Source organism: Bacillus bingmayongensis (assembly GCF_000299035.1).
GTDB classification, from domain to species: Bacteria; Bacillota; Bacilli; order Bacillales; family Bacillaceae_G; genus Bacillus_A; species Bacillus_A bingmayongensis.
This window is the reverse complement of sequence record NZ_JH921517.1, coordinates 1161440-1186372: the sequence shown is the minus strand read 5'-3', so window position 1 is coordinate 1186372 and position 24933 is coordinate 1161440. Positions and strand designations below refer to the sequence as shown.

General features: G+C 35.0%; 27 protein-coding genes, 3 pseudogenes and 1 riboswitch. Of the genes and pseudogenes, 12 read left to right on the top strand and 18 right to left on the bottom strand.

What is annotated here, in order from left to right; all coding sequences use genetic code 11:
- Positions 1–21: 21 nt before the first annotated feature.
- From Y7E_RS0113130 to Y7E_RS0113105, 6 genes are all read right to left on the bottom strand, one after another.
- Complete coding sequence (locus tag Y7E_RS0113130; RefSeq protein ID WP_017151716.1) at positions 22–1677, bottom strand: putative ABC transporter permease subunit; 1656 nt, start codon at positions 1675–1677, stop codon at positions 22–24.
- Positions 1670–2395, bottom strand: a complete 726-nt coding sequence (locus Y7E_RS0113125) for an ABC transporter ATP-binding protein (RefSeq protein WP_017151715.1) — start codon at positions 2393–2395, stop codon at positions 1670–1672. Before Y7E_RS0113125 ends, Y7E_RS0113130 begins: the two co-directional genes overlap by 8 nt.
- Positions 2396–2739: 344 nt before the next feature.
- On the bottom strand, positions 2740–2922 hold the full coding sequence (locus tag Y7E_RS0113120; RefSeq protein ID WP_087957901.1) for a hypothetical protein: 183 nt from the start codon (positions 2920–2922) through the stop codon (positions 2740–2742).
- A gap of 505 nt (positions 2923–3427) precedes the next feature.
- Positions 3428–4123 (bottom strand): YjjG family noncanonical pyrimidine nucleotidase, encoded by a 696-nt coding sequence (locus tag Y7E_RS0113115; protein ID WP_017151713.1) that lies wholly within the window; start codon positions 4121–4123, stop codon positions 3428–3430.
- 222 nt (positions 4124–4345) lie between these two features.
- Complete coding sequence (locus tag Y7E_RS0113110) at positions 4346–5368, bottom strand: tyrosine-protein phosphatase (RefSeq protein ID WP_017151712.1); 1023 nt, start codon at positions 5366–5368, stop codon at positions 4346–4348.
- A 271-nt stretch (positions 5369–5639) separates the two neighbouring features.
- Positions 5640–6473 carry a hypothetical protein gene (locus tag Y7E_RS0113105; RefSeq protein ID WP_017151711.1) on the bottom strand — a complete coding sequence of 278 codons (834 nt, stop codon included), beginning with the start codon at positions 6471–6473 and terminating at the stop codon, positions 5640–5642.
- Positions 6474–6600: 127 nt separating this feature from the next.
- Between Y7E_RS0113105 and Y7E_RS0113100 the strand changes: the two genes are divergently transcribed.
- Both Y7E_RS0113100 and Y7E_RS0113095 read left to right on the top strand, forming a co-directional pair.
- Positions 6601–7440 (top strand): DUF2785 domain-containing protein, encoded by an 840-nt coding sequence (locus Y7E_RS0113100; RefSeq protein ID WP_017151710.1) that lies wholly within the window; start codon positions 6601–6603, stop codon positions 7438–7440.
- A gap of 255 nt (positions 7441–7695) precedes the next feature.
- On the top strand, positions 7696–8163 hold the full coding sequence (locus tag Y7E_RS0113095) for an NUDIX hydrolase (protein ID WP_017151709.1): 468 nt from the start codon (positions 7696–7698) through the stop codon (positions 8161–8163).
- Between the two features lie 83 nt (positions 8164–8246).
- Here Y7E_RS0113095 and Y7E_RS33245 read toward each other — a convergent pair.
- Positions 8247–8399: pseudogene (locus tag Y7E_RS33245) on the bottom strand (AI-2E family transporter); the annotation flags it as partial.
- 217 nt (positions 8400–8616) lie between these two features.
- On the opposite strand from Y7E_RS33245, the gene Y7E_RS0113085 reads away from it, so the two are divergent.
- Both Y7E_RS0113085 and Y7E_RS33650 read left to right on the top strand, forming a co-directional pair.
- Positions 8617–9078: a GNAT family N-acetyltransferase gene (locus Y7E_RS0113085; RefSeq protein ID WP_017151707.1), complete on the top strand. Its 462-nt coding sequence runs from the start codon at positions 8617–8619 to the stop codon at positions 9076–9078.
- 38 nt (positions 9079–9116) lie between these two features.
- Positions 9117–9261: riboswitch (cyclic di-AMP (ydaO/yuaA leader) on the top strand.
- Between the two features lie 100 nt (positions 9262–9361).
- Entirely contained in the window at positions 9362–9505 is a 144-nt protein-coding gene (locus Y7E_RS33650) for a hypothetical protein (protein ID WP_017151706.1), read from the top strand.
- A gap of 116 nt (positions 9506–9621) precedes the next feature.
- On the opposite strand, the pseudogene Y7E_RS29685 reads toward Y7E_RS33650, so the two are convergent.
- Positions 9622–9834, bottom strand: a pseudogene (locus tag Y7E_RS29685) (class I SAM-dependent methyltransferase); the annotation flags it as partial.
- A 54-nt stretch (positions 9835–9888) separates the two neighbouring features.
- Positions 9889–10443, bottom strand: coding sequence for a CGNR zinc finger domain-containing protein (locus Y7E_RS0113070; protein WP_017151704.1), 555 nt, complete (start codon positions 10441–10443; stop codon positions 9889–9891).
- 105 nt (positions 10444–10548) lie between these two features.
- Between Y7E_RS0113070 and Y7E_RS0113065 the strand changes: the two genes are divergently transcribed.
- The 5 genes from Y7E_RS0113065 (at position 10549) to Y7E_RS34345 (ending at position 13346) form a co-directional block, all read left to right on the top strand.
- Complete coding sequence (locus tag Y7E_RS0113065; protein ID WP_017151703.1) at positions 10549–11733, top strand: MDR family MFS transporter; 1185 nt, start codon at positions 10549–10551, stop codon at positions 11731–11733.
- A gap of 194 nt (positions 11734–11927) precedes the next feature.
- Positions 11928–12134: a helix-turn-helix transcriptional regulator gene (locus Y7E_RS0113060; protein ID WP_017151702.1), complete on the top strand. Its 207-nt coding sequence runs from the start codon at positions 11928–11930 to the stop codon at positions 12132–12134.
- 6 nt (positions 12135–12140) lie between these two features.
- A complete protein-coding gene (locus Y7E_RS0113055) occupies positions 12141–12575 on the top strand; it encodes a hypothetical protein (RefSeq protein ID WP_026049201.1) in 435 nt (144 codons plus the stop codon).
- A gap of 27 nt (positions 12576–12602) precedes the next feature.
- Entirely contained in the window at positions 12603–13079 is a 477-nt protein-coding gene (locus tag Y7E_RS0113050; protein ID WP_017151700.1) for a small multi-drug export protein, read from the top strand.
- Between the two features lie 93 nt (positions 13080–13172).
- On the top strand, positions 13173–13346 hold the full coding sequence (locus Y7E_RS34345) for a hypothetical protein (RefSeq protein WP_237741369.1): 174 nt from the start codon (positions 13173–13175) through the stop codon (positions 13344–13346).
- A 25-nt stretch (positions 13347–13371) separates the two neighbouring features.
- On the opposite strand, the gene Y7E_RS0113040 is transcribed toward Y7E_RS34345, so the two are convergent.
- On the bottom strand, positions 13372–14880 hold the full coding sequence (locus Y7E_RS0113040; RefSeq protein ID WP_272942950.1) for a malate:quinone oxidoreductase: 1509 nt from the start codon (positions 14878–14880) through the stop codon (positions 13372–13374).
- Between the two features lie 626 nt (positions 14881–15506).
- Here Y7E_RS0113040 and Y7E_RS0113035 point away from each other — a divergent pair.
- Positions 15507–16130, top strand: a complete 624-nt coding sequence (locus Y7E_RS0113035) for a LysE family translocator (protein WP_017151697.1) — start codon at positions 15507–15509, stop codon at positions 16128–16130.
- A gap of 32 nt (positions 16131–16162) precedes the next feature.
- On the opposite strand, the gene Y7E_RS0113030 is transcribed toward Y7E_RS0113035, so the two are convergent.
- The 6 genes and pseudogenes from Y7E_RS0113030 to Y7E_RS0113000 all read right to left on the bottom strand — a co-directional run bounded on the left by Y7E_RS0113030 (position 16163) and on the right by Y7E_RS0113000 (position 21071).
- On the bottom strand, positions 16163–16708 hold the full coding sequence (locus Y7E_RS0113030; protein ID WP_017151696.1) for a DUF2179 domain-containing protein: 546 nt from the start codon (positions 16706–16708) through the stop codon (positions 16163–16165).
- Positions 16709–16865: 157 nt separating this feature from the next.
- On the bottom strand, positions 16866–17273 hold the full coding sequence (locus Y7E_RS0113025) for an ATP synthase subunit I (RefSeq protein ID WP_017151695.1): 408 nt from the start codon (positions 17271–17273) through the stop codon (positions 16866–16868).
- A gap of 53 nt (positions 17274–17326) precedes the next feature.
- Positions 17327–18649, bottom strand: a complete 1323-nt coding sequence (locus Y7E_RS0113020; RefSeq protein WP_017151694.1) for a hemolysin family protein — start codon at positions 18647–18649, stop codon at positions 17327–17329.
- Between the two features lie 124 nt (positions 18650–18773).
- The gene (locus Y7E_RS0113015) at positions 18774–19181 is read right to left on the bottom strand and encodes a MerR family transcriptional regulator (RefSeq protein ID WP_017151693.1); all 408 of its coding nucleotides are present in this window, start codon (positions 19179–19181) and stop codon (positions 18774–18776) included.
- A gap of 134 nt (positions 19182–19315) precedes the next feature.
- Positions 19316–19743, bottom strand: a pseudogene (locus Y7E_RS29680) (SRPBCC family protein).
- Positions 19744–19826: 83 nt separating this feature from the next.
- The gene (locus tag Y7E_RS0113000; RefSeq protein ID WP_026049200.1) at positions 19827–21071 is read right to left on the bottom strand and encodes an MFS transporter; all 1245 of its coding nucleotides are present in this window, start codon (positions 21069–21071) and stop codon (positions 19827–19829) included.
- A gap of 566 nt (positions 21072–21637) precedes the next feature.
- Between Y7E_RS0113000 and Y7E_RS0112995 the strand changes: the two genes are divergently transcribed.
- Both Y7E_RS0112995 and Y7E_RS0112990 read left to right on the top strand, forming a co-directional pair.
- Entirely contained in the window at positions 21638–22219 is a 582-nt protein-coding gene (locus Y7E_RS0112995) for a TetR/AcrR family transcriptional regulator (protein WP_017151691.1), read from the top strand.
- Positions 22220–22520: 301 nt separating this feature from the next.
- Positions 22521–23408: a DMT family transporter gene (locus tag Y7E_RS0112990; protein WP_017151690.1), complete on the top strand. Its 888-nt coding sequence runs from the start codon at positions 22521–22523 to the stop codon at positions 23406–23408.
- A gap of 162 nt (positions 23409–23570) precedes the next feature.
- Here the strand turns inward: Y7E_RS0112990 and Y7E_RS0112985 are convergent, their stop codons facing one another.
- Positions 23571–24437, bottom strand: coding sequence for a pentapeptide repeat-containing protein (locus tag Y7E_RS0112985; RefSeq protein ID WP_017151689.1), 867 nt, complete (start codon positions 24435–24437; stop codon positions 23571–23573).
- 29 nt (positions 24438–24466) lie between these two features.
- Positions 24467–24904, bottom strand: coding sequence for a LysR family transcriptional regulator (locus tag Y7E_RS29675; protein WP_017151688.1), 438 nt, complete (start codon positions 24902–24904; stop codon positions 24467–24469).
- Positions 24905–24933 lie beyond the last annotated feature (29 nt).

Below are 24933 nucleotides of genomic sequence, written 5' to 3'. Positions count from 1 at the left end.
TACAGAGGATTTATCATTTTTTTATTTAATATTTGCTAGAATGCGCTCTGCTCTTAACTGTAAAATACGTGTTACTATTACATTTATAATAGTAAATACGATTAATAGAATACTAAACATTCCCCACATACCGATTTCAAAGAAAAAGTATAATCCACAAACCCCAGCTACGATTACTAGATCCATCGCAATATTTGCAAGGAAATTCCATAAAGTTGTGTATCGACTTTTAAATAACTTCTGCTCTGAATCCCAATGTATATCTGCCGTTTGAGCGTCCCACCGTGTACCGATTAAATTTGTTAACCATAAGCCATTTGCACTTAGTAAGAACCATAACAACATAAAGAGTGGCGAAACACCCGCAACAATAGTCATGATCAGACCAAACACAGCTAATATTGCTATATTAATAAACCACGCTGTAAATACTTTTGCAAAAAATATATCTGATGCCTTTACGGGTAAATAACGATTAACAAACCATGAGCTTCCATCCCTAGAAAAAGAAGTTGTGGCAATAACATTACTTCCCATTAAGAATAGGCTTGCACAAAAACCAATGCCAAGAGCTAAACTAGACCATTCTGGCTCGTTTATAAACTTTGTTAACCACTTTAAGTTTCCCTCTTGTATGAAAAGAATAAAAAATAACATAATTGGCATCACGAAAGTTTGCACAATGCAATTTATAAAAAATTGTGGCGTTCGGAATAAAATTTTGAACTCTTTTTTCACATAAGCCTTTATATGTGAACTTTGTACAGTCGATTTTTTTAAGTTCTCTGCTGAGATAGCCTCTTTTTTTGCTGTACTCGTCGAAAGTCCAATAACTCCTTTTAAATATGTACGCTGTGCAACAAAGAAAAACAATCCGAAAAATGCTAAGGAAATCGCTGCAAAAATCACAACGTATATAATCCCTTTCCAAGATGCATTTTCTATCAATCCCATTGCACCAAAGTATGTTGTTGGAAAATAATTTGTCATTTGAACGAACAGAGACGATTGGTTATCAGCAAAGTAATTTGCAACCATATCCCCTGATACTGCACTTTTGTTTCTCCACTGAATAAATACATTAATACCTACGACAAATACTAGAGTTAATATTCCGATAAATATATTACTACGATCTTTGTTTTTTGCGATGTTTGTATAACGCATAATCACCGTCATTAATAGTGATGCTAGTACTAATGGAATAATAGGGAAAAACATGTAAATAATTAATGCATATAAATAATATGTAATAAAAGCACCACTTTGTACACCGTAAACAATAAAGATTGGAAATAAGATAAAAGATCCCATTACATATTGTGTAATTAATACAGTAATAAATTTCGCCGTAATAATTTGTGATGGTTGCAGTGGTAAAGGTAATAGGGTCTCAACATCATTATTATAATAAAATACAGTTAAAATGTTCGTAATACTAATTACAAATACCCATATGCTTGCAACAGCTAATCCCATTCCGATTATCGAAGTTTCCTGACCGATTGATTTCATTCCAACATACATTCCATATGTAAGTGGACCAATAAATAGAAATCCTGCGAATAATAGTGCTAAAAATGAAAATGCATACGCCCAACGCTTCTTTTTATCCGTTATAATATCTGCATAATTTAATTTCAATAATACCTTTGTTAATGTCCAAATTTTATTCATTTCCTGTCATCTCCAAGAACATTTTCTCAAGAGATTCATTGGATTTAAAATGATCTCTCATTTCATTTAAATTTCCTTGAAACTGCAAATTCCCCTTATTAATAATGGCTACGCGATCGCATAATTTCTCGGCTACTTCTAGTACATGTGTCGAGAAAAATACCGTTTTCCCTTTATCCGCATGCTCCCTCATCATTTGTTTTAAAATAAACGCTGATTTTGGATCAAGCCCTGTCATTGGTTCATCTAAAATCCATACATCTGGATCATGCAGAAGAACACCGATAATAATAATTTTCTGTCTCATCCCATGTGAATAACTTTGAATTTGATCAGACAAAGCATTATAAAGATCAAATCTCTCTGCTAAAAATTGAATTTTTTCCTGTCTAATTGCATTTGGCACCTCATACATATCCGCCATAAAGTTCAAATATTCTATCCCTTTTAATCGCAGAAACATATCTGGACTATCCGGAACATAACCAAATGTCTTCTTTGCCTCCATCGGCTCTTTCATTACATCTTTTCCGTTGATCGAAATTGTTCCTTTATCTATTGCATGAATACCTGTTACCATCTTAATTGTTGTTGATTTTCCAGCACCATTTGGCCCTAAAAACCCAAAAATTTCCCCACTAGGTACTGTTAAACTTAAATCTTTCACAGCATAGGAAGAACCATTATAACTTTTTGATACATTGACAATCTCAATCATTTTATCCAATCCCTTCCTTATTTACCAATGAACTATATCCGCATTATAGCATACTTACATTTTTAGATTTTTGTATTTTTTTCAGATTGAATGAACTTTCATGAAATCTTTTCATAATTTATCTATGCATTCAAAAAAAGTAGTTCGCCATACTTCCTATAGCAATTATATATGCATTTTGATTTTCCGACATGTAAATCACGGCTATGAAAATAAAAAGGAATCCCCACTCGTTTTCTCCATTTGGTTTCACATGGCATGGGGCTACTTCTATCCAAAAACGGACGCTCTCTCCCATCTAAAAGGAAGGTTTTATACCGGTGTTTCAATCTACATATACTTCCTTAGCCATTAAAATATATATATAAACCTAGACCAACAATTAAAACAACTGCTAATACAAGATAAATCATTGTAAGTCTTGTAATATTACCTTTCGTAGATTTACTATAATTTTCATCCCCATTTTTCCCAATTACTATTGTTCCAACAACTATTACTGCCACACTCATTAACATAATTAACATCCACTTAATCATACGTTCCCCCCCCTCTCTTCCTCTTGCAACCATTTTACGATATTCTTACTGTCTATAACTTGTAAATATTATCATTTTTCTGAACTTTAATAATATATTACTTTTCATTTATCTATTTGTTTTAACTTCTTCTTGGATTCTCTATTTATTTGTACAACAAACTAATTGATAAAATGGAAGATACACCATGGCATTCACAACAAAAATAAAAGAGTATCGTACTCATTTTCATATGATCTAAGACGATTCGGTTGGTATTTGTTATGAAACCATTAATCATTTGAAAATGAGGAAATATACCATCTTGACAATTGACCCACGATTTCAGAAAAGTATTGAATACTTCTATTGATGAGATATTTATTTTTGGTGAAGTATAGTAAATCCCCCTCTCTACTATGACGTAGAAAGAGGGATCTTTGTAAAATTTGCACCTATTGTTGAAGGGAATCCCAGCTTAACCAAAAACATAGCAAAAATTCATTCAAACCTATTAGTTCCTCTGCTCTCCTACAATTCCTATAATATCGGTTAACTCACGAATTTCATATGTTGGTTTAATACCTGTATTATTTTCCTTACAGTGCGGGTTAAACCAACAAGTATCAATCCCGTAATTTATTCCCCCTTGAATATCAGAAGTTAAAGAGTCACCGATCATTAATACGCTCGCTTTATCTGTAATCTCCAGCTTTGAAAATGCATAATCAAAAATTCCTCGTGCTGGTTTTTGAAATCCAACCTCTTCCGAAATGATAATATGCTCAAAAGTATCACAGAGAGGCGACCCCTTGATTCTAGATTTCTGTACATCTGTGAACCCATTCGTGATAATAGCTAGCCGATAATCTGCAAGCGTATCACACAAGTCTGCAGCTCCTGATACCATATGTATTTCCGCCCCTAAATAGCCAAGATATATACTGTTGAACATGTCAGCATTTATTTCAAGCTTATGTTCTAAGAACAACCTCTTAAACCTCTCCACTCCCAATTCTGATAAAGTGATAATTCCCTGCTCTAAGTCTCTCCATAATACCTTGCTAATCTCTTCATAGCTGTTTTTATAATCTACTAGCCCCGTAGGTAATTCAAAATCTACAAAAGCTTTATGCAGTGCATTTTTTTCTGACACACTGAAGTCAAATAATGTATCATCCACATCAAAGAATATAACTTTGTATTTCATATCTTCCTCCATTACTCATTCCCAATCCAATTTAAAATAATAACATCCATACCATCTCTTGAATTTTCCTTTTTATCATTTCTTTATCTTCAACCGCACAATATGTAATTGAATTTGAGTATAGCCATAAAACAATCCTGTATTATGTAACATAATACAGGATTATTCATCAACCCCTTTACAAATAAGTAAACTTACTTGCAAAACAGTGTTATTTATCTATTACTTCTCTTCTAGTAACAATGTTTTCATATTTTCTAATTGTTCTTTTGTAAAACCTAGTCCTTTTTCAGCATACTCTTCAATACTTCCAAATTTGTGAGTAATTTCATCAATTGCCGCCTGTAAATACTCCGCACGAGCTTCAAACATCGCCCCTAATATTTCTTTACTTTCCTCATTTTGTAACTTCGAACCTAAAAAGGCCATCATTTTTTGATTTAACTTTTCACGGAATCCATTACTTAATAAATAGTCTTGCATCACCGTTTCTTCTGGGACACCAAGAAGAAGTAATAATAGTGCCGAACCAAATCCTGTTCGATCTTTCCCAGCTGTACAATGATTAACTAGCGGTAAGTTTTCCGGATCTTGAGCTAGCTGTAAAAAACGTACAAATGCCTCATTCCCCGCTACAAACCCTTTATTCATTTTCACTAAATATTCACCTGGTTTTCCAAGCATTGATAAATCTCCGACTTGGAAAAACTCATTAATATTTAAATCTTTTGCTATATCTTGCATGACTGGTATACAAACTTGCCGAGCACCAGGGATGCTCGGATTCGGTTTATGCGTCACTTCAAAATCTGTTCGATAATCACATACTAGTTTTAAACCAGAATGTTGTAAATAAGCAATATCCCCTTCTGTTAATCCAGCTAATTCCTCTGAACGATATAATTTGCCCCACTGTACTTTGCGGCCGTCACTTGTTTCATAACCACCTAAATCACGGAAATTAAACGCTCCCTGTAATGGTAACCTGCGTTCAGCTACAGTAACCGCCTGTCCATTACTTGCTACTAAGCGGAAATAAGGACGTACGTTAGGACTTGGATCTTCTATTGTACATGAGTTTGTTCCTGAGGCGTTTAATAAAAATTGTCCATTTTTCTCAATGTTTTCTGATGAATTACTCCAATAAATAGTAACTTCCTCTACTCCATCTTCCCATGCTATATGTAACTTATTATCTAAATTCCGTTCTACACTTGCCTGTAACCAGCTTTTATGTTGTTTCATAAATTCACCAATACTTTCTTTATATATTCCATTAAACGAAGCAATACTCTATTTTATTGTATTACAAATATACTGATTCTGTCGTGACTATATTTATCCCGCATTAACGGGCAGTAAGATCCCACCTCAAAATTCAGCGAAAACAAAGGCATTAGGTGGAGGAGCAACTGCCCGTAAAAGCCCGATTGGTGAAGGCTAATAATCAGTGGGGGAGAAAAATCCCCACTGATTAAAGTTTCACTTTAGGACATTCCCTTGTCTTTCTTAGAAATTAAGAAAAGATTTCTTGTACTTTTAAGAATGTTGTAGTTGGAATACCACGAAATACATAGGCAATCTGCTCGTCACCTAAATCTTGATATACCACTGTACCGCGCTGAGGTTGTATATGAAATTCTAATCCATTTAACATTTGCATGGAGCTATAATTATTAATCCACGAAGATACTGGATAATAATTACGTTTTACATGACGACACGCCCAAAGTGCATATAGTTGTTCTTTTACATCCCAGTACACATATTGTATTTCCTTTTCTCCAAAACCAACGGATTCGAGTTGCCAATAAACTGGCGTTGTAATCGGTAAAGGCTCAAATTGCACTTCATCTGGTGAATACCACCTTTTGCATCTGCTTATTTCACCGCCATTTTGCGCTCTTGCTTGAAAACTTAATTGATGAAACGGTTTATTCACTTGTTTTTTCGCTTTTTCTAAATCTAGTGGTTGCAATCCTTCCAAAAATTCTTCCATTTCTTGTTGATGTACGAATCCTTCATCGATTGAAATTTCAACTTGTGTTTTCCATTTAGAGCTGACATAACTAACTTTCCCTTTATAATTCAGCCCTCTCCAATATACAAGATCATTATACTGAAAACATTCACCTTGTGCTTGATACATACAACTATCTGGAAAGGTTGGCTCCATAATATCTAAGAAAAACTCTTTTACTCGAAACACTCCTGTTGGTGTAAAAACTTGAAACCAAAATGTCTCCCATCTCTCTCCTTCCGTGCGCTCCGATACATTTTCAACATGCCATCCATCAAATAGTATAGCTGGGTATAACGCAATCATATGTTTAAGCCTTTGTTTTAACATAATAAGCCCCCTCCTTGTTAACTACTTCAGGAGTGGTTATTATTTATCCTTGCATGAGCAGGATTGTCTTCGAATATATAGAATACTAGGAAACAATGCATTACGAAAGCATAGAGGAGGAAGGGCTTTGGATATCACCGCATTGCAACAACAATTGGAGCTCATCCAGCAAAATGACTATACACAGATGCAGAACATTGATCTTAATGAATTAAGTTCCCATATGATTGGACATATTGGAACGACCGATAGCTATGTACGTGATCAATTAATATATAAATGTTTTGCGCATTTTATTCAAAATGAATTTCTATCCCATGATAACTTAGAGACTTTGTTAACAACCTGCCTTAGTGACGATTACTTATATCAAGAAATCGCCTCTCCAAATACGGATGGAGTTTTCACTCGTTCTTATACCACTTTATTAATCGGTTTAATTATACAGTTCGATAATTCTCACTCATTCTTATTACAAGAAACAGTGCAAGCAGTAAAAGAAAAGCTTATTACATATATGAATCTTGAAACAGATTACCGTGGATATGTACAAGATAAAGGCTGGGCTCATAGCGTCGCCCATGCATCCGATGCCTTTAACGAACTGGTACATAGTACACATATTACCTGTTCCTGTTATGAAGAAATCGCTCATTGCTTATTAAATAAAATCTTTATTTATTCTACCGTATATCATAATAATGAAGATGAACGAATTGTAATTCCTCTTTTATCTATGCTTTATTACGACTTCCCTAGGGATCAACTTTTTTCGATTATTTATAAAAAAATAAAACGTTTATCACAATTAAAAATCAGACTTTCCTGTCATGAATACTTCATATTATGTGCAAATTTAAAAACTTTTTTACGCACTTTGTTTTTTAGAAGCAAAATGGATCCAAACCTTACTTCTGTGGCGAATCGAGCTGAAAAAATGTTGAGGGAATTACCAAAGTATTGTTAATTATTAAGGAGCATACAGATAGAAAGACATTGCACTTAAATGGTTCAGAGGGTTCTTCCAACTTTTCGAGAACTAGGAATATATACTCAGCTTGTGTACAAGCGATTACAACTCGCTCAATAGTAAGGGATTATACTTACTACATGCCAAGCACGAACAGGTCATTCTGCACCTATTTTAAAGAAACTTGACTTTAAAGAATATGAAATATATTTACAATTCGCTCAAAATATAAATTGATAAGGAGAAAAGAAAATGGGATATATCGAAGACATGCGAAAGCTCGTAGGGAATCGTCCGCTTATACTAACTGGTTCACATGTGATTATTTTAAATAAACAAAATGAAATATTACTTCAGCTTCGCACTGATTTTAATATGTGGGGCATTATTGGTGGTGCACTTGAATATGAGGAAACATTGGAAGAAGCTGCAAAACGAGAAGTATTTGAAGAAACAGGACTTATCATAAAAGATTTAGAACTATTTCACAATTTTTCAGGGCCAAACTTGTTTCAAATATATCCAAATGGTGATCAAGTATATGGTGTCATGGTTGTTTATGTTTGCCGTAATTATGGAGGTACCTTGCAAGGTGATCCTAACGAATCGAAAGAATTACGTTTCTTCCCATTGCATACACTACCGGATAATATTGGCACTGTACCTAAAATGATTATTGATCAATTTCAGCAATCATTCGCAATAAAAACAGAAAAATAAGGGAACGCTCATCGTTCCCTCTCATATCCAATCAACTTTTTAATTTCAGCTAAATTTACCTTCGCTATTTCTAATGCTTGGTACATTAAAATAATTATAATTGGATGAATGTCTAACTTTTTGCCCATGACTTGTGGTGAAATAAACTTTCCTTCTGCCAATTGTATAATCATCATCACAATAATTAAAGCAGGTAGAATAGCGATAATTGGTCCTACATACGGTACGAGGTTCACATTCACAAAAGGAAATTTGCTACCGTATCGTGAAATTATATACATACACTGTATCCCAAAAAACTAAATTCTATCAAACAACATACAGATTATAAGTATATTAAAATATCTTTTACTTCATTTCAAATTAGAATTTTAGCACCATTTGATTTGAATTGTATCTTATTTCAAGACAAAAACCAACCTACGCTCCCCCTTCCAGAAAGGAGATCAACAAATGATTTTTAAAATTAATCCTGCTTCTTTTGAAGTGGCATCAGCTATTTTGGCAATCCAAATTCCCGCTTATCAAGTTGAAGCAAAGTACATTAACAGTGTGGCAATCCCGCGTTTATATGATACTGCAGAAGATATTCAAAATTGTAACGAGACATTTTATGGATATACCTTAGAAAATAAACTAATGGGCTTTATTTCTTTTGTAAATGAAGGAGCAATTATCGATATCCATCGCCTAGTCGTATCACCAGACTATTTTCATAGAGGAATTGCAACAAAGTTACTCCTTCATTTATTTAACATATCCTCTGATACGAGTAAATATATTGTACAAACTGGCAAAAAAAACTCCCCTGCCCTTTCTTTATATAAAAAACACGGCTTTGTTGAAGTAAACGATATTGTAGTACCCAATGGAGTCGTTCTTACGCAATTAGAAAAGACAGAAAAAAATAAATAGTTTGACTTATGTGTTTTATTATGTTATTTTTTACTTTATAAAACCTTTTGCTGAATCCAAATTTTTGGAACGGGGGAACCATTTATGTAGCTTATGCTACTTGGGGCGAATCTTTTTTAAGTAGGGAAACTCTCACTTCCCGAGTCCGACAGCTAACCTCGTAAGCGTAATGGGAGAGGGAAGGTGCTTTTTACCTATGTTACACAGCATCCCTCCTTAACTATAAAGTATATGGAATCGTTGTCATTGGAAACCTATATTTATAGAAAAGGAGACTGGTACAATGTTACGTTTATCAGATCATGAAATGAAAATGATGGAGCAACGTATTCGATTGGAACAACAACGTACGTATCAAGCAAATAAGATTGTAGATAGTTTACATCACAAGTACTTTTTTCAGCACATTTTTCAACCAAAGAGATAAAGTAAATTTCTTATGGAACCAGGAAAACTAATACGTACAGTATTACTAAATATGAAAAAAGCTTTGCAACTGTTGCAAAGCTTTTTTCTATTACACATTCTCTTTTATACAATAACTTATTTTCTTACTTTAACAATTAAAGTCGTCGGCACTCTTCTTGCTTTATACAGAGAATAATATTTAACAGAAGGTTCAGCTGTGTGTTCATCAAATTTACTAGATGGTTCACTCTCTACTATTCTTTCAATTGTAAATCCAGCTTTGAGAAGTTCATTTATGTATGTGCTCAACTTTCTCTTATACAGCATCGCTTGTACATCTTCCCCTTTTTCTCATTCATTTTTATAAACCGCACTTATACATTTCACCTTTCCCTCTAAAGGTTATATCACGTAACCCGAACTTCCTTTCCTCTTTGCACGATAGTTTTTCACTTTCGCAATCGTACCACACGCTCTCCCCTCTTTACCTCCAGCATACATACCGCACCAGCGTTTACTCCCATTACGAGAATGATCGTAAAAGACCCACCGACAATCTGGACATGCTTTTAACCGACTCCACCTCTTTTGATTAATGGCTAGCAAAATAATTTGTAAAATCATCGTATACAAATTTCGTTCTCCAATTGGCACATATGTAATAGCATCCATATTTTTTGTAACGCACACTCGAAATGGATATTTTTCAAACCACTCTTGTAGTGAATCTTGCTCCTCAACTGCGAAACGAATTCCATCTCTAAATTGCTTCAGCTCATCCAACGTACCAAAAGAGAGTTCCTCATCAAAATGCTTTCTCATAAATTGAAGTACATCATCTATCGCATTAAGCTCGTCTTTCGGATCTCTTGTATCATTTGGAATTCTCCATGTATTTAAAAAATTTCTTATCACTTCTAATTTCTCCGGTGCTTCTTGATTATGATTCAAATACATTCACCATCTTTCTAAATTTTACTTTTTTCTGACTTTATGTATAATTATAATATAAAATAGTTAACCAGTAAAAATTTTTAATGGTTACATTCTAGGAGGACTTCTATGAAAAATTTTTCAATACCCATACGCGTTATACTCTTTTCATCATTTTTCATGGCATTTGGATATTTTGCTGTATACGCCTTTCTCGCTATCTATTTATCAAGCTTTTTACATTTTTCTACAATGCAAGTAGGAACCATTTTAACGATTATGATAATTACCTCACGAATTATCCCTTTATTTTCTGGTATAATCGCCGATAAATTTGGTTATACGATTATGATGATATCCGGCTTATCATTAAGAGGCATTGGCTTTATTTGTTTAGGATTATTTTCAGAGTTTCATACGATTTCCATTTCCGCTTCTCTAGTTGGGGTTGGAACTGCATTTTATGAACCTGCAGCTCGTGCTGTATTCGGCTCACAACCAGCTAATCTCCGCAAAAATTTATTTACATACTTAAACCTCGCTTTTAATAGCGGTGCGATTATCGGTCCGATTGCTGGTAGCCTATTGCTCATCTGGAATCCTTTGTACCCTTTTATACTTACTGGATTTCTTATGTTATTCTTTGCTATCATTTTTTATCTTCTTAGATCTCACTTCCAAGTTTCTACTGAAAATGTTCAGCTCTTATCTGGATTAAAAGCTGTGTTTGAAAATAAGCAGTTTCTATCATTCTCATTTATTATGATTTTCTTTTACATTATGTTTACTCAGCTTACTGTCGCCCTTCCGCTTCATATGACCAACATCAGTCATAGTGCAACACTAGGCGGGCTTGTGGTTACAGTAAACGCAATTACAGGTGTTTTGTTTATGATTATATTTCGAAAAACATTTCACAAATATAACACACTTTCGATTGTAAAATACGGTGTGCTATTTATGGGACTTTCTTTTTTACTTATCCCTTTGTTTCCACATCCGTATTGGCTATTTGGCTGTGTCATTTTATTTACAATCGGCGAAACACTTGTATTACCTAATGCTGACATTACAATTGCGAATTACAGTAATGAATCTTACACGGCCACATATTTTGGAGTTTATCAGCTCTCACTCGCTATTGGCTTTATAATTGGAAACTATACAGGAACATGGTTTACATCACAGATGCAAGGGACATATACACCTTGGTTTATTTTGGGAACACTGGGTGTTACAGGTTTTATTTTGCTTCATATTTTAAAAAATATGGAGCAAAAACAAGAAAAAGAAATGATTCATACAGGATTATAAACGTATACAATGCGATGAAAAGCACCGTCCAGCTATTGAACGGTGCTTTTCATAAACGAAACAACGCCATTTTAGTTATAGATGGTGTTATTTACGTTTCTTGGCAATTATTTATTACAAAATGCAAATGATTATTTACATTTTGTCGGTAATCTTTTACAATTATGGTAATTGAAAATGAGGAAAGGGACATTATGATGCTTGAAAACAGAGTTAGAGAATTACGGGCACGATTTAGATGGACTCAGCAAGACTTAGCCGATGCCATTGGAGTGACAAGACAGACAATTGGGTTAATTGAAAAAGGTGATTATTCCCCCTCTGTCACTATGGCGTTAAAAATAGCTGCTGCGTTTCATGTTACCGTAGAAGATGTTTTTTATTTAAAAGGAAAGGAATGAATGATTATGATGAAACATATTTTGAGGTCTCCGCTTATAGGTGCGAGCTTATTGGTATTGATTATTATATTTTTACTATTTTCTCTTATGAACACACAGGTTGTTCTAGCTAAATTGTGTTTTGGGATTTTGGTAGTGTTTACTTTTTTGTGGTTCATTCTTACAAAGCTTTATAACCGAAAGAATCCTAATGATAAGATTAGATTATTGGGATTTACACCATCCGAATTTCATGAAATAGATGAAGGTCAACAATGGGTAACCTATAAGGCTTGCAGGAACGTGTATATCTACTATAGCTTTGCACTTCCAGTAACGGCGGGAATTTGCTTCCTCTTTTCTCATAATATTCTTGTTCCATTAATGTGCATTGGTGTACTAGGTGTAGGTCAATACATTGTCTATTGGTTAACTACTATTCGTGTTTTACATCGCATTTAATCTAAACAAAAAGAGAGGTGAAACAGTATGTTGGAATGGGCTCAAAATGCAGGTGTATTATGGCAATATTTAGTTTTGTTTCTATTAGCCTTTGCTCCATGGATGGATGTATCAATCGTTGTACCACTCGGTATCGCATGGGGATTACAACCATTTGCAGTAGGAGTGACGGCATTTGCAGGGAATCTTATCTTGGTTCTATTACTGGGCTTCTTCTTTAAGCAGTATGCAAATTGGCAAGCAGCAAGAAAGTTAAAAAAAGGGATAACAACACCTTCTAAAAAAGAAACCCGATCAAGACAAATATGGGAACGATATGGTATTCCAGGTTTAGCTCTGCTAGCTCCAATTCTCGTAGGAACTGATATTGCAGCCGTATTAGCTTTAACATTTGGATCTAACCGGACACACGTCATAAGTTGGATGACGGTCAGTCTAGCAGTATGGACAGTCATTTTTGCAGTTGCTTCGATGTATGGATTTAGCTTTTTAAATATTATTTAGAATAACATGAAGATTTTATGTAATATAAAATCGTTCACTACCTTTACATTATGGGGTGATGAAGTAAGTTCATATGTTATTAAGACAAAAAATGTGACTAAAAAATATAAAAATCAAACAATCGTATATCAATTGAATATAGAGATTAAACAAGGACTGGCTCCTACTGTAGTGCTTTTAGAAAAAATACCAATTCCTTTACAAAAAATAATCCCTACTTTTGAAATAAAAGTAGGGAAATATTCATTCTTAATAAACTTAGTTTAATATCTTTGGTTCTACATCCAAAGAATTAACTATAAGCCAGTTCTTTTTCACTTAGCTCAAGCGTCCGCGCTGTTGAAGTATGAATTTCTTGGAATAGCTCTTGGTTTTCCACTAGTGACACGCCATAAGAAGGAATCATTTCTTTTATTTTCAGTTCCCACTCTTTCATGTGTTGTGGGAAGCATTTTTCTAATACCTCAAGCATAACGTGAACGGCAGTAGAAGCCCCCGGAGAAGCGCCGAGCAATGCAGCTATCGAGCCATCAGCGGCACTAACAACTTCCGTACCAAATTGAAGTGTTCCTTTACCGCCGGCATCAGTATCTTTGATAACTTGCACACGTTGGCCCGCTACCACTATATCCCAATCCTCGCTTTTAGCGTTCGGAATAAACTCGCGTAATTCTTCCATGCGCTTTTCATTCGATAACATAACTTGCTGGATCAAGTATTTTGTCAATGACATCTCTTTTACGCCTGCCGCCAACATAGTGAAGACATTATTTGGTTTTACGGAACCTATCAAATCAAAATTCGAACCAGTTTTTAAAAACTTTGGTGAGAAGCCAGCAAACGGTCCAAACAGCAATGTTTTTTTGTTGTCGATATATCTTGTATCAAGGTGCGGAACTGACATTGGAGGAGCACCAACCTTAGCTTTACCGTATACTTTTGCATGATGCTGCTCTGCAACTTCCGGATTGTTACATACCATAAATAGTCCGCTTACTGGGAACCCTCCAATATGTTTTGACTCAGGAATACCAGTTTTTTGTAGTAAAGGCAGACTTCCGCCCCCACCGCCGATAAAGACGAATTTTGCAGTATGGTATTCGATTTTACCGCTATCGATATCATGTACTTTCACTTCCCATGATCCGTCGCTAGTACGTTTGATATCCTGGACACTATGCTTGTAGTTTATCTCGACTTTTTTACTCTGTAAGTGGTCAAACAACATACGTGTTAAAGCACCAAAGTTGACATCCGTTCCAGAGTCGATTTTTGTTGCCGCTATCGGTTCATTCGATGTACGTCCTTCCATGATGAGCGGAATCCACTCCCTCAATTTTTCAGGATCATCGGAAAATTCCATTCCTTGAAACAGCGGATTATTCGAAAGCGCTTCAAATCGTTTTTTCAAAAACGTAACATTTTTTTCCCCTTGTACCAAACTCATATGAGGTATTGGCATGATAAAGTCCTGCGGATTACGAATCAGATTGCTGTTGACAAGATAAGACCAAAACTGTCTTGAAAGCTGAAACTGTTCATTAATTTTTATAGCTTTGCTAATATCTATAGATCCGTCAGATTTTTCGGATGTATAGTTAAGCTCACACAGTGCAGAATGGCCCGTACCCGCATTATTCCATTCGTTAGAGCTTTCTTCTCCTGCGTTTGTGAGTTTCTCAAACACTTTGATTTCCCATTCAGGTGCTAACTCTTTCAATAATGATCCCAAAGTCGCACTCATGACTCCGGCACCAATTAAGATAACGTCTGTTTTTTTCTGCATGTTGCTCATGATAATCTCTCCATCCCCTATATTGGCAAAAAAGACTAGGCACTTCTGCTTAAATGTCACAAAAAGAAAAGCGCCACCTGGGCCCCACCTAGGAATACATCTTTTCTGTCTCAATTATAACCCATCTCATAGTCTATTATAATAATTAATAGACTAAAATATCTAGTATTATCTGATAATTATTAACTATTTAAGAAAGAAGAAAGATTTTTCACAAAAACAAATTCTACTTTTCTACATAGAGAGGTAGAATTTATGGATTTTCTAATAGACTTAAAGGAGTCAATGCTTTTCGTTACTTATTCAGGAAAAAACCTTATTAGTTCAATCAAAATCAGTTTCCCTTCAAGTACAACATTATTTACCTTATGTCCTTTATACTATTCTTAATTCACTGATTTAGTGATAATATCATAAACTTTTTTCAAGTTTGTCTTAAAATATGTAGTAAAGTACATGTATTGATAAGATTTTAATACTAAAATCTTATCAATATCTTTTAGTTTGTTTTCTGCCACCACTGCAATACTATCTATTATGCAACCTTTCACCTTTGGATAAAATCTATTTATATCATTACAAATCATATAATCCATGATAAAATAAGAAAAATTTTACAAAGGGGTGGATGTATGGATTTTTCAAATTTAATTGCTTTTGTCTTTGCGGCTATACTCCTAACATTAATGCCAGGACCTGATATTTTATTTGTTCTCGCACAAAGCATGAGCCAAGGTAAAAAAGCTGGTATTATGACAGCACTAGGGCTTTGTACTGGCATAACTGTACATACATTAGCTGCCGCTCTTGGAATTTCTGCAATTTTGTATCATTCTACAATCGCCTTTCAAATTTTAAAGTATGCTGGTGCAATCTATTTACTGTATCTTGCTTGGCAAGCCTTTAAAGAGCGAAATGAAGGGATTGGAGAACAAGCTGCCGTCTCACTAAATTACGGCGCGCTCTATCGTAAGGGGATTTTTATGAACATATTAAATCCTAAAGTTTCACTTTTCTTTTTAGCATTCTTACCTCAATTTGTAACTCCAAATGCTGGGCAAGTACCACTGCAAATGATCACTCTAGGTATATTATTTATGCTGCAAGCCATTATTGTATTTTCAATTATCTCATTCCTCTCTGGCATCATTGCAAATAAGTTCTTGAAAAATCCTAAAATCGCAAAAGGAGTGAACTTATCTAAAATAGGAATCTTCGCAATTTTAGGAATCCGACTTGCTTTAACGGAAAAGTAAAAAGGAGAAGCTATTTTCAGCTTCTCCTTTTTTCATGACGCGTGATCGTTTTTCTTCATTAATGCTCGTTTTTTCATCGCTTTTGTTAAGTAGCCACCTTTGAAAGAACGAATCTCATAAGAAGACATAAACGCCTTCGGTGCAATTCGATTAATAATTTCCAAAAGCTCTTTCTCACGTGAACGTTTCGCAACAATATCTAAACGGTAACGAATCGAATTAATCCCTTCTCCTTCAAATACTGTTACACCAAATCCTGAATGTCTTAATTCATCCACTAACTCATTACAACGATCTAGTAAACTAACTTGATACGTAATATATCCAATTGCTAATTTATTTTCTATATAACCACCTAATAGAAGTCCGGCACTAAAGCCAATGACATAGGCTACGATATTCATCCAATTTGATAAATCTTGAAACACAATCCCTAAGCTTACAATATAGATTGCACCTTCTAATAATCCAACACCAGCAGCGGATCTTGTTTGATTCTTTACAAGCAAAATCGTCCGGATCGTTAAAACAGGAACATAAATAATTTGAAGTACAAAAATAAGTAGCGCTTGTAACATTTGCATCCACCTCTTTCAAAAAGTCTTTTGTCATAATAACATATATAACCTTGAGAAAGCGATGGGTTTTCTAAATTTTTTTATTTTTTCATGAAAAAATAAAATATAAGAAAATAAGAAAATAAAAAAGAACCGTTTTCGGTTCTCTTTTATTTTCTTATTTTGAATCCTGTGCACTCTTTTTTCTTTTTTCCTCTTCTTTTCTTACTAACCGCATATTCGCATAAGCTAAATTCGCAATCATTAAAAAGTGACCACCTAAAATGCCCGTACCAAATGCCCACATCTCCATTTCATGTTCAATTTCATACATGATGATTGCACCCAATATAGCAGCAAAACGATTTAAAATTCCTAATCCAGGCGCACGCTGTTTTAATACAATACTTTTTCCAATCTTTTCAACTCGTCTGGCTAATAACCAAAGACAGTATGCACTTACAGCTAATCCGATCCCGAATCCAGTAACTTGCTTTGAAAAAGGCGTTATCGTCCATAGGAGTAGTAAACCACTAAAAATCATATATAATTGTAGTCTGTATACTCGTAACGCAACTTCAATCAAAATATCCGCTCCTTGTTTCAAGTTTTCCTATAGGTGAAAAAGAAAGCAGCAACCTACACAGTTGCTGCTTTCTCTTGTTGGCGATCAATTTTTCGAATTTCAACGCGCTTAATTTGATATGCATCTTTTTCAAGAACTTTAAACTCATATCCCTCTGCTTCGACACATTGTCCCTCTTCAATTTCGTGATTCTGCATCATAATCCATCCACCAATTGTATCCACATCTTCTTCCTCGATGTGTAGACCAAATAAGTCTTTCACTTCTGTAATTAACACCTTTCCATCAACAATTTTATGATGTTCATTTACGTGTTGAATTGGTGGATTTTCATCTTCATCATATTCATCACGAATTTCGCCGACGATTTCTTCCAATATATCTTCAAGCGTTACAATTCCGGCTGTACCTCCGTACTCATCATATAAAACAGCCATTGGAATTCGCTTTTTCTGCATTTGCAGAAGTAAATCATGAATTGGAGTTGTTTCCATAACTTCAATAATCGGACGCATATACGTACGAATAGATGATAAATCTTCTGTATCACCTTTCATATATCGAATGAAGAAGTCTTTTACGTTGACCATACCGATAATATCATCTTTATCTTCTCCAAAGATTGGATAACGTGTGTATCGTTCACTTTGGATAATTTTCATGTGTTCTTCTACTGAATCTTCGAGATAGAAACCGACGATTTCTGTCCGTGGTACCATAATCTCTTTCGCAATGCGGTTATCAAATTCAAAGATATTATTTACATACTTATATTCTGCTTGATTAATTTCTCCACTTTCATAGCTCTCTGAGAGAATTAACCGTAATTCCTCTTCAGAATGGGCCACTTCATGTTCAGAAGCTGGTTTCAAACCGAATATGCCAGTAACGACACGCGCTGAACTATTTAGTATCCAGATAAACGGATACATCACTTTATAGAATATCATTAAAGGTCCAGCAAATAATAAAGTTACTCTTTCAGCCTTTTGAATTGCCATTGTTTTCGGAGCTAATTCCCCTACTACAACGTGCAAATACGTCATTGTCATAAATGCAAGACCAAAAGTCAATACTTGTGAAATAGAAGGATTTAAGTTCCATTTCTCAAATAATGGATGCAATAGTTTTTCTATTGTCGGTTCACCTAACCAACCAAGCCCCATTGCCGTTACTGTAATTCCTAACTGACAAGCAGATAAATATTCATCTAAATTTGTTGTTACCTTTTTTGCTGCTAACGCACCGCGTTTTCCTTCCGCAACAAGCTGATCTATGCGACTTGAACGTACTTTAACAATCGCAAACTCTGCTGCTACGAAAAATCCAGTAAATGCGATTAAAATCGCAACCATGACTAAATTAAATATTTCCAATGAATCCCCTTAGTTAAAAAACTAAGGTGTCCACCTCCTGTATACTTATAATGTTTTCTTATTCTCTGTTTCTTTAGAAAACATAGCGCTATACAGAAATTAAAAGAGTTGGATCCAACTTTAACTATAAAAATAGTATCAGTGTTTGTATTAAAGCTGTCGTTTGACCAGATAAAGATTTCGATATTTTTTCACGTTGTGAATCTGTTAACCCATCTAACAGAGGTTTCAACTGTGTTAGCTCTGTTTCTAATCGATGGATATGGTTTGTCACTTCATTCACTTGTTTCGAAACGTGTTCATTGATACCGAGCAGCTTCTTCCTCTCCTCGATCCTCTCTTTAATCTCACAAAGCGGCATATGCATTTCTTTGCATTTCTCAATAAATTGTAATGTCTCAAGTACTGTTTCATCGTAATAGCGATAATTAGATTGAGATCGCTCCGCTTTTAAGATACCTAGATTCGTATAATAATCAATCGTTCGTTTCGATACGTGAGCCAAGTGAGCCAACTGTCCGATTCGATACACCTTCCCAACGATTTTTCCCTCCTCATTTATGTTAAGAACATCATACAATACATAAACTGTACAGTCAAACGTGATGGTTTATGTATTGTATAATATGAAAAAAGACCTGCTATATGTTGCAGATCTCCTTCATTCTATATTGCTTTTTCTTTATTATATGCAGATTCTACACATTTAGCTAAATGCTCAAGTTGTTCTGCATATACAGCACGTGACATCCACCCTGTTAACTTATATAAAATGCGATAAAATAGATTACTAGGTGTATACTCCAAAATTTAATGTAAGAAGTGTCCATTATTCCTCTTCTAATACATATGTTTTCGTAGAATATCCTTGATTCGTATTCTAAAAACTCCACTTCCGCCTTAAATACTTTCTTACCCATTTTTTGAAAGGAAATAAATGTATCTCCTACACTTGGATTTTCTTTCACCTACTCTAAGGAATAATGATTTTCGATTAAAAATGCATTCCATTCTTTTACTTTTTCATCATTCTCTACATAATCGAAAACAACTTCAATTGGTGCTTCAATCAATACTTCAATAGCAAAACTCATTTATTTTCTCCTTTTACATACCCTTATTTAGGATTTCATGATTTTAAACTTAAAATTCCAACATGAGCATGAAAAAAATTGATTTATTCTTCTTTAATCTGCTTTGTTAGACGGAAGGTTATCGCCCAAAACAAAAGAGCAAAAGCGCTGACAGATGCACCTAATAGACATACTCCATTCCATCCATATTTTGCGTAAATATTAGTTGAAACAATTGAACCTGTTGCACTACCGATAGAATAAAAAATCATGTAAGCAGCAGTAAGTCGACTTCTCGCTTCAGGACGTACTGTAAAAATCATACTTTGGTTGGTGACATGCACGGCTTGCACAGCTAGGTCAAGAAGGATAACTCCAATAACTAATGTGAGTAAGGAGTATTCAATAAATCTAATTAGGAACCATGATGCTAATAATAAGGAAAGAGCTATCCCGGTTGTACGCTGTCCTAATCCTCGATCTGCCAGACGCCCAGCTCGTGCAGCCGCTAATGCTCCGGCAACTCCAGCAATGCCAAACGCTCCAATAACGGAATGTGAAAGAGAATATGGTGTAGCACTAAGAGGCAGCACCAATGAAGTCCATAGAATACTAAAAGAAGTAAAAATCAGTAGTGCCAGTATTCCCCGTATACGTAAGATCCTTTCTTGTACGAATAACGAGAGAACAGAACGTAACAGCTTTGGATAGGACATAGCCGTTCGTTTGTACTCCAAATCTGGTAATTTTCGGTATAACAAACCAACTATGAAGAGCATGAGTGCAGCAGAGGTAAGGTAGACTGAACGCCAGCCACCCAGATCAGTCAATATGCCAGCGAATGTTCGTGCCATGAGAATCCCTATTACAACTCCACTTGTAACAAAGCCTACTACGCGTCCACGCTCTGCTGGAGTAGACAACGTCGAGGCGTATGCGACGAGTGTCTGTGTAACAGTGGCAAACATTCCTATCGCAGCCATACCTATAAAAAGTACTGTACTTGAGGAAGCAGTACCAATAACAATTAAAGCAACAACGGATATTAATATTTGGCCAATAATCAGTCTTCGTTGATTCAATAAATCGCCAAGTGGAACCAGTAACAGTAATCCCAGTGCATAACAGACCTGAGTAATGGTAATAACAATGCCAATGGTTGAGTGATCAATCCTAAATTCATTTGATAGAGCGTCGAGTAGCGGGTGAGCGAAGTATATATTTGCAACAGCCATTCCGCAGGCTGTTGCAAATATATACTTCATATAGCGAGGCATGGTTTTACTGCCTGATTGTAACTGACCATCGTGATGTTGAGCAATAATTGTTCTTTTTTCTTTAACATTCATCATTATTTACATCCTCCTTTGTATACTTAAAAACATAATATACCGAACAGTACAGAAAGATTCTTATTAAATATAACCAACAAAAAGTTTTAATGTCAAACTATTTATCCACCCATTTCATTATATGTCTAAAAAACATTGCAATTTGACAAATTCACTCTAATTAAATAAGATCATAACATACCGAACAGTATAGAAAAAGTGGATTATTTATGACTAAAAGACATCGTAAAATTAGGTCGTAATCCCGAAAAAGCAAAGCTATTTATGTTGAAGGAGGTAAGAGCGCATCAAATGAGCCCAAAAAGCTAGTGACCGCTTGAAGCCTCAAAATCAAAAAGTTTATATTAGATGGAAACAGATAGGAGTGTATTTTAAGAGTAGAGCGGTTACATGATTGCATATAAAGAGTTTTTGAATTAGGTAGCGTCGTATACCGAACGAAGAATCAAAAAACAGTGGAATACCGGATTCAAGTGGACAGATCCAGAATCATAAAGTAAATAAAAAAGAAGTAAGACAAGATCAATCATTTGGCGAAATTTTTTTGAAAAGAGGAAAATATAATGGTTAGACAACGCGAATTTGATGAAGAAAGAGCATTAGACGCTGCTATGCAGCTTTTTTGGAAAAAAGGGTACACCGCTACTTCATTAAGCGATTTGACCGCTAAAATGGGGATACAAAGACCAAGCTTATACTCAGCTTTTGGAGACAAAGAGCAGTTATTTGAAGCTGCATTGCGAAAGTATACAAAGTTACATGCATCTGATATTCGAACAAAACTTCAAAACAATCCATCTGTAAAAGAAGCAATTCGCACATTTTTTGAAGATTTAGTGGAAGAGGGTTATAAAGAAAGTCAGAGCAAGGGATGTTTTTGTATTAATGCAATGGTAGAATTGGCACCTCACGATGAAAAATTTGAAATCCTTACGAGGGAACATCAGATGTATCTTTCAGTCATATTTCAAGAAGTAATTATCCGGGGGATTCGGTCAGGTGAACTTGAAAGTAGTCTGAATGCTAAAACTTTAGCACAGACGCTAGTTACCACATTAATTGGACTTACTGTATTGATGAAATCTCGTCCAGAGCGCTCATTTCTAGATAATTCTGTAGCTATGGTATTAGAATTATTAAAATAAATTCAGTGAAATTAATCGATTTTCGAGAATTACTACTACGAGACTGAATCAGAACATATTTCATTTTATCCCTTCAAGAATCTGAAAATTAAGTTATAATTTTATTATAAAACTTATTCCTGATAAACAAATACAAAATATTGAGAGGAGAAATTCTAATGTACTACAACAACCTATTCGAAAACGATCAACCTGTAATCCGTCTATAATCTAAGGCGGGCATACGTATACTTTATAAAAATATGCCTCGTCTTAGGATTCCTTATTTTACAATCCTATAAATAGACGGAGGTATTTCATAATGAAACAAACAATTTTAGGTGCTATATGTTTATCACTTGCAGCAAGTATTTGGGGCGGTATGTACGTTGTCAGTAAATATGTATTAGATTTTGTTCCCCCACTTACACTTGTCTGGCTGCGCTTTATTATCGCTTTTTTCATTTTATATATGATTTTGAAAACAACAGAACGAAAACATAAAAAGAAAATACGAATTCATAAACGGGATTGGTTACTTTTTGCTTGGATCGGTTTCATTGGTTATTTCATCTCAATCACATGCCAATTTATTGGGACGAAATTATCAGATGCTCACACAGGCTCTTTAGTTACATCGGCCACACCAGCATTTATGGTCGTATTTGCTGCTTTAATTTTGAAAGAAAAGCTAACTGCTCGTAGAATACTCTCTACCATTTTAGCTACAATTGGCGTCACTATCGTCATTGGGTGGGATATAGAAGTAGGCTCTTATTTTATTGGCACAATCATTTTAGTTGGAGCTGCTATTACATGGGCTTTACTATCTATTTACGTAAAAATTGCCTCTACTCGCTTTTCATCCTTAGTCATTACAACGTACGCAATATTCTTTTCGTTATTTTTCATTACACCTTGCATGATTTGGGAGTTACAATCTAATCCAGTTGGAAACTTAAACGCCACTATCATTTTAGGTATTCTATATTTAGGAATCATCTCCACTGCCGGCGCTTTTTTTCTTTGGAATAAAGGATTAGAGTTAATGGATGCTAGCATCGGGTCATTGTTTTTCTTTTTTCAACCAATTGTTGGCTCATTATTAGGGTGGTTACTTTTAAATGAAACATTAAATAGCAATTTCTTTATTGGCGGTATCCTTATTATATTTAGCGTAGTGATAACTACACTTGAAAAGAAAGGCTAACAATAGCAAAAAACACAGGCTGTAAAAAACTCCAGCCTGTGTTTTTATTTTCTATTATACTCTGTTAAATAATGATTGAAAGTATATATGCCCCGTTTTGATGTCCACTTCTTTAAAATCCTTATTTAAGCATACCAAGCATCGTCAGTGAATTTATTCCATTCAAGCAGACCAATGTGCAGGACGAGAAAGTAAACTTGGTAATTTTGTATTAGCATCTCCTCTCGCTGCATTAACCTGAACTTGAGTCAGAAAAATACTATCGGTAAGATTTGCTCCTCTAAGATCAGCATCTCGTAAATCAGCCCCGATAAGGTCAGTTGCTCGCAAATCGGCGTCTCTAAGATCAGCTGCGATTAGGTATGCTCCTCTTAAATTAGCACCAGTGAGATCTGCCCTTCTAAGCTTTGCCCCCATAAGGTTTGCTCCTCGATGATTAATCCTTTTATTTTTTTTCGAACTCTTATACTTGTGACGTGACTCCGTCCATACTAGTTCGCTTGTCTTTAAAAGAAGTTCATTTACATACGCTCGGTGTGATGGAACGTTTAAATCTATCAGCAAATCTGGGCTAAGCTCAGAAAGTCGTTCCGTCTCTTCAATTGCGTCCCAAATTTCCCTATGAATAGTACGTGTCGCTTTTAATGATAAAGCTTCATTTAAATACCAAAGCATCTCATGAAGCTGATGCATAATTGGAAAAACAGCGTACATTGTCTTCGCATGCTTAGAATCTTTACGCCAGTCAACTCCTTCGAAAGTAACCTGTGAAACCTTTTGTCCTGCACCGAAACATTCAAACACAGTACATCCTTTAAAGCCTTTCTGTCTAAGGTTTTTATGAATACTACAACGAAAATCTGATTGCAGATTAGAGCAAGGCTTACCAGCATCTTTATTAACTGCAAAATCTGCCGAAGCTGCGAAAGGTAATGCAACGCAGCACAAACCGAAGCAATTTTCACAGTCAGCCCGTAAACTGTGAAAACTCACATCATTTTTTATATTCAATTCTTGATAATTCTCCACTAAAACATATCCCCCTGTTACTGTATTACTTATTCAATTACTAACCCTGCATCTAACTTCCCTGATAAAATATCTTCCATAATCTCTTTAGACATATCATATACTTTCGTTTTTAAATGAACGTTCTCACTCTCGCTTCTAACAAGTTTTTCCGGAAGATAAAATGCTGCAAGACTAGGTAGTATACCTAACGTTATGTGTACGGATTCTCCCATTTCTTTCATTTCTTGTCTAATACCATCCCATTCCTTAACAAATGGAATGATTCTTTTTTGAAAGTAAATTCCTGCTTCTGTTAATTCTATACCTTGTGGAGATCTACTTACTAATTCCACTTCTAATTCAGCTTCTAATTTCTTTATTTGTTTACTTATTGCTGGCTGCGTCATGTGAAGATGCTCTGCTACCTTTGAAAAACTTTTATTCTGTGAGCAAAGTAAAAAACACCGTAACCACTCTATCTCCATCCTCTTTATCCCCTTGTTCAAACTTTTTG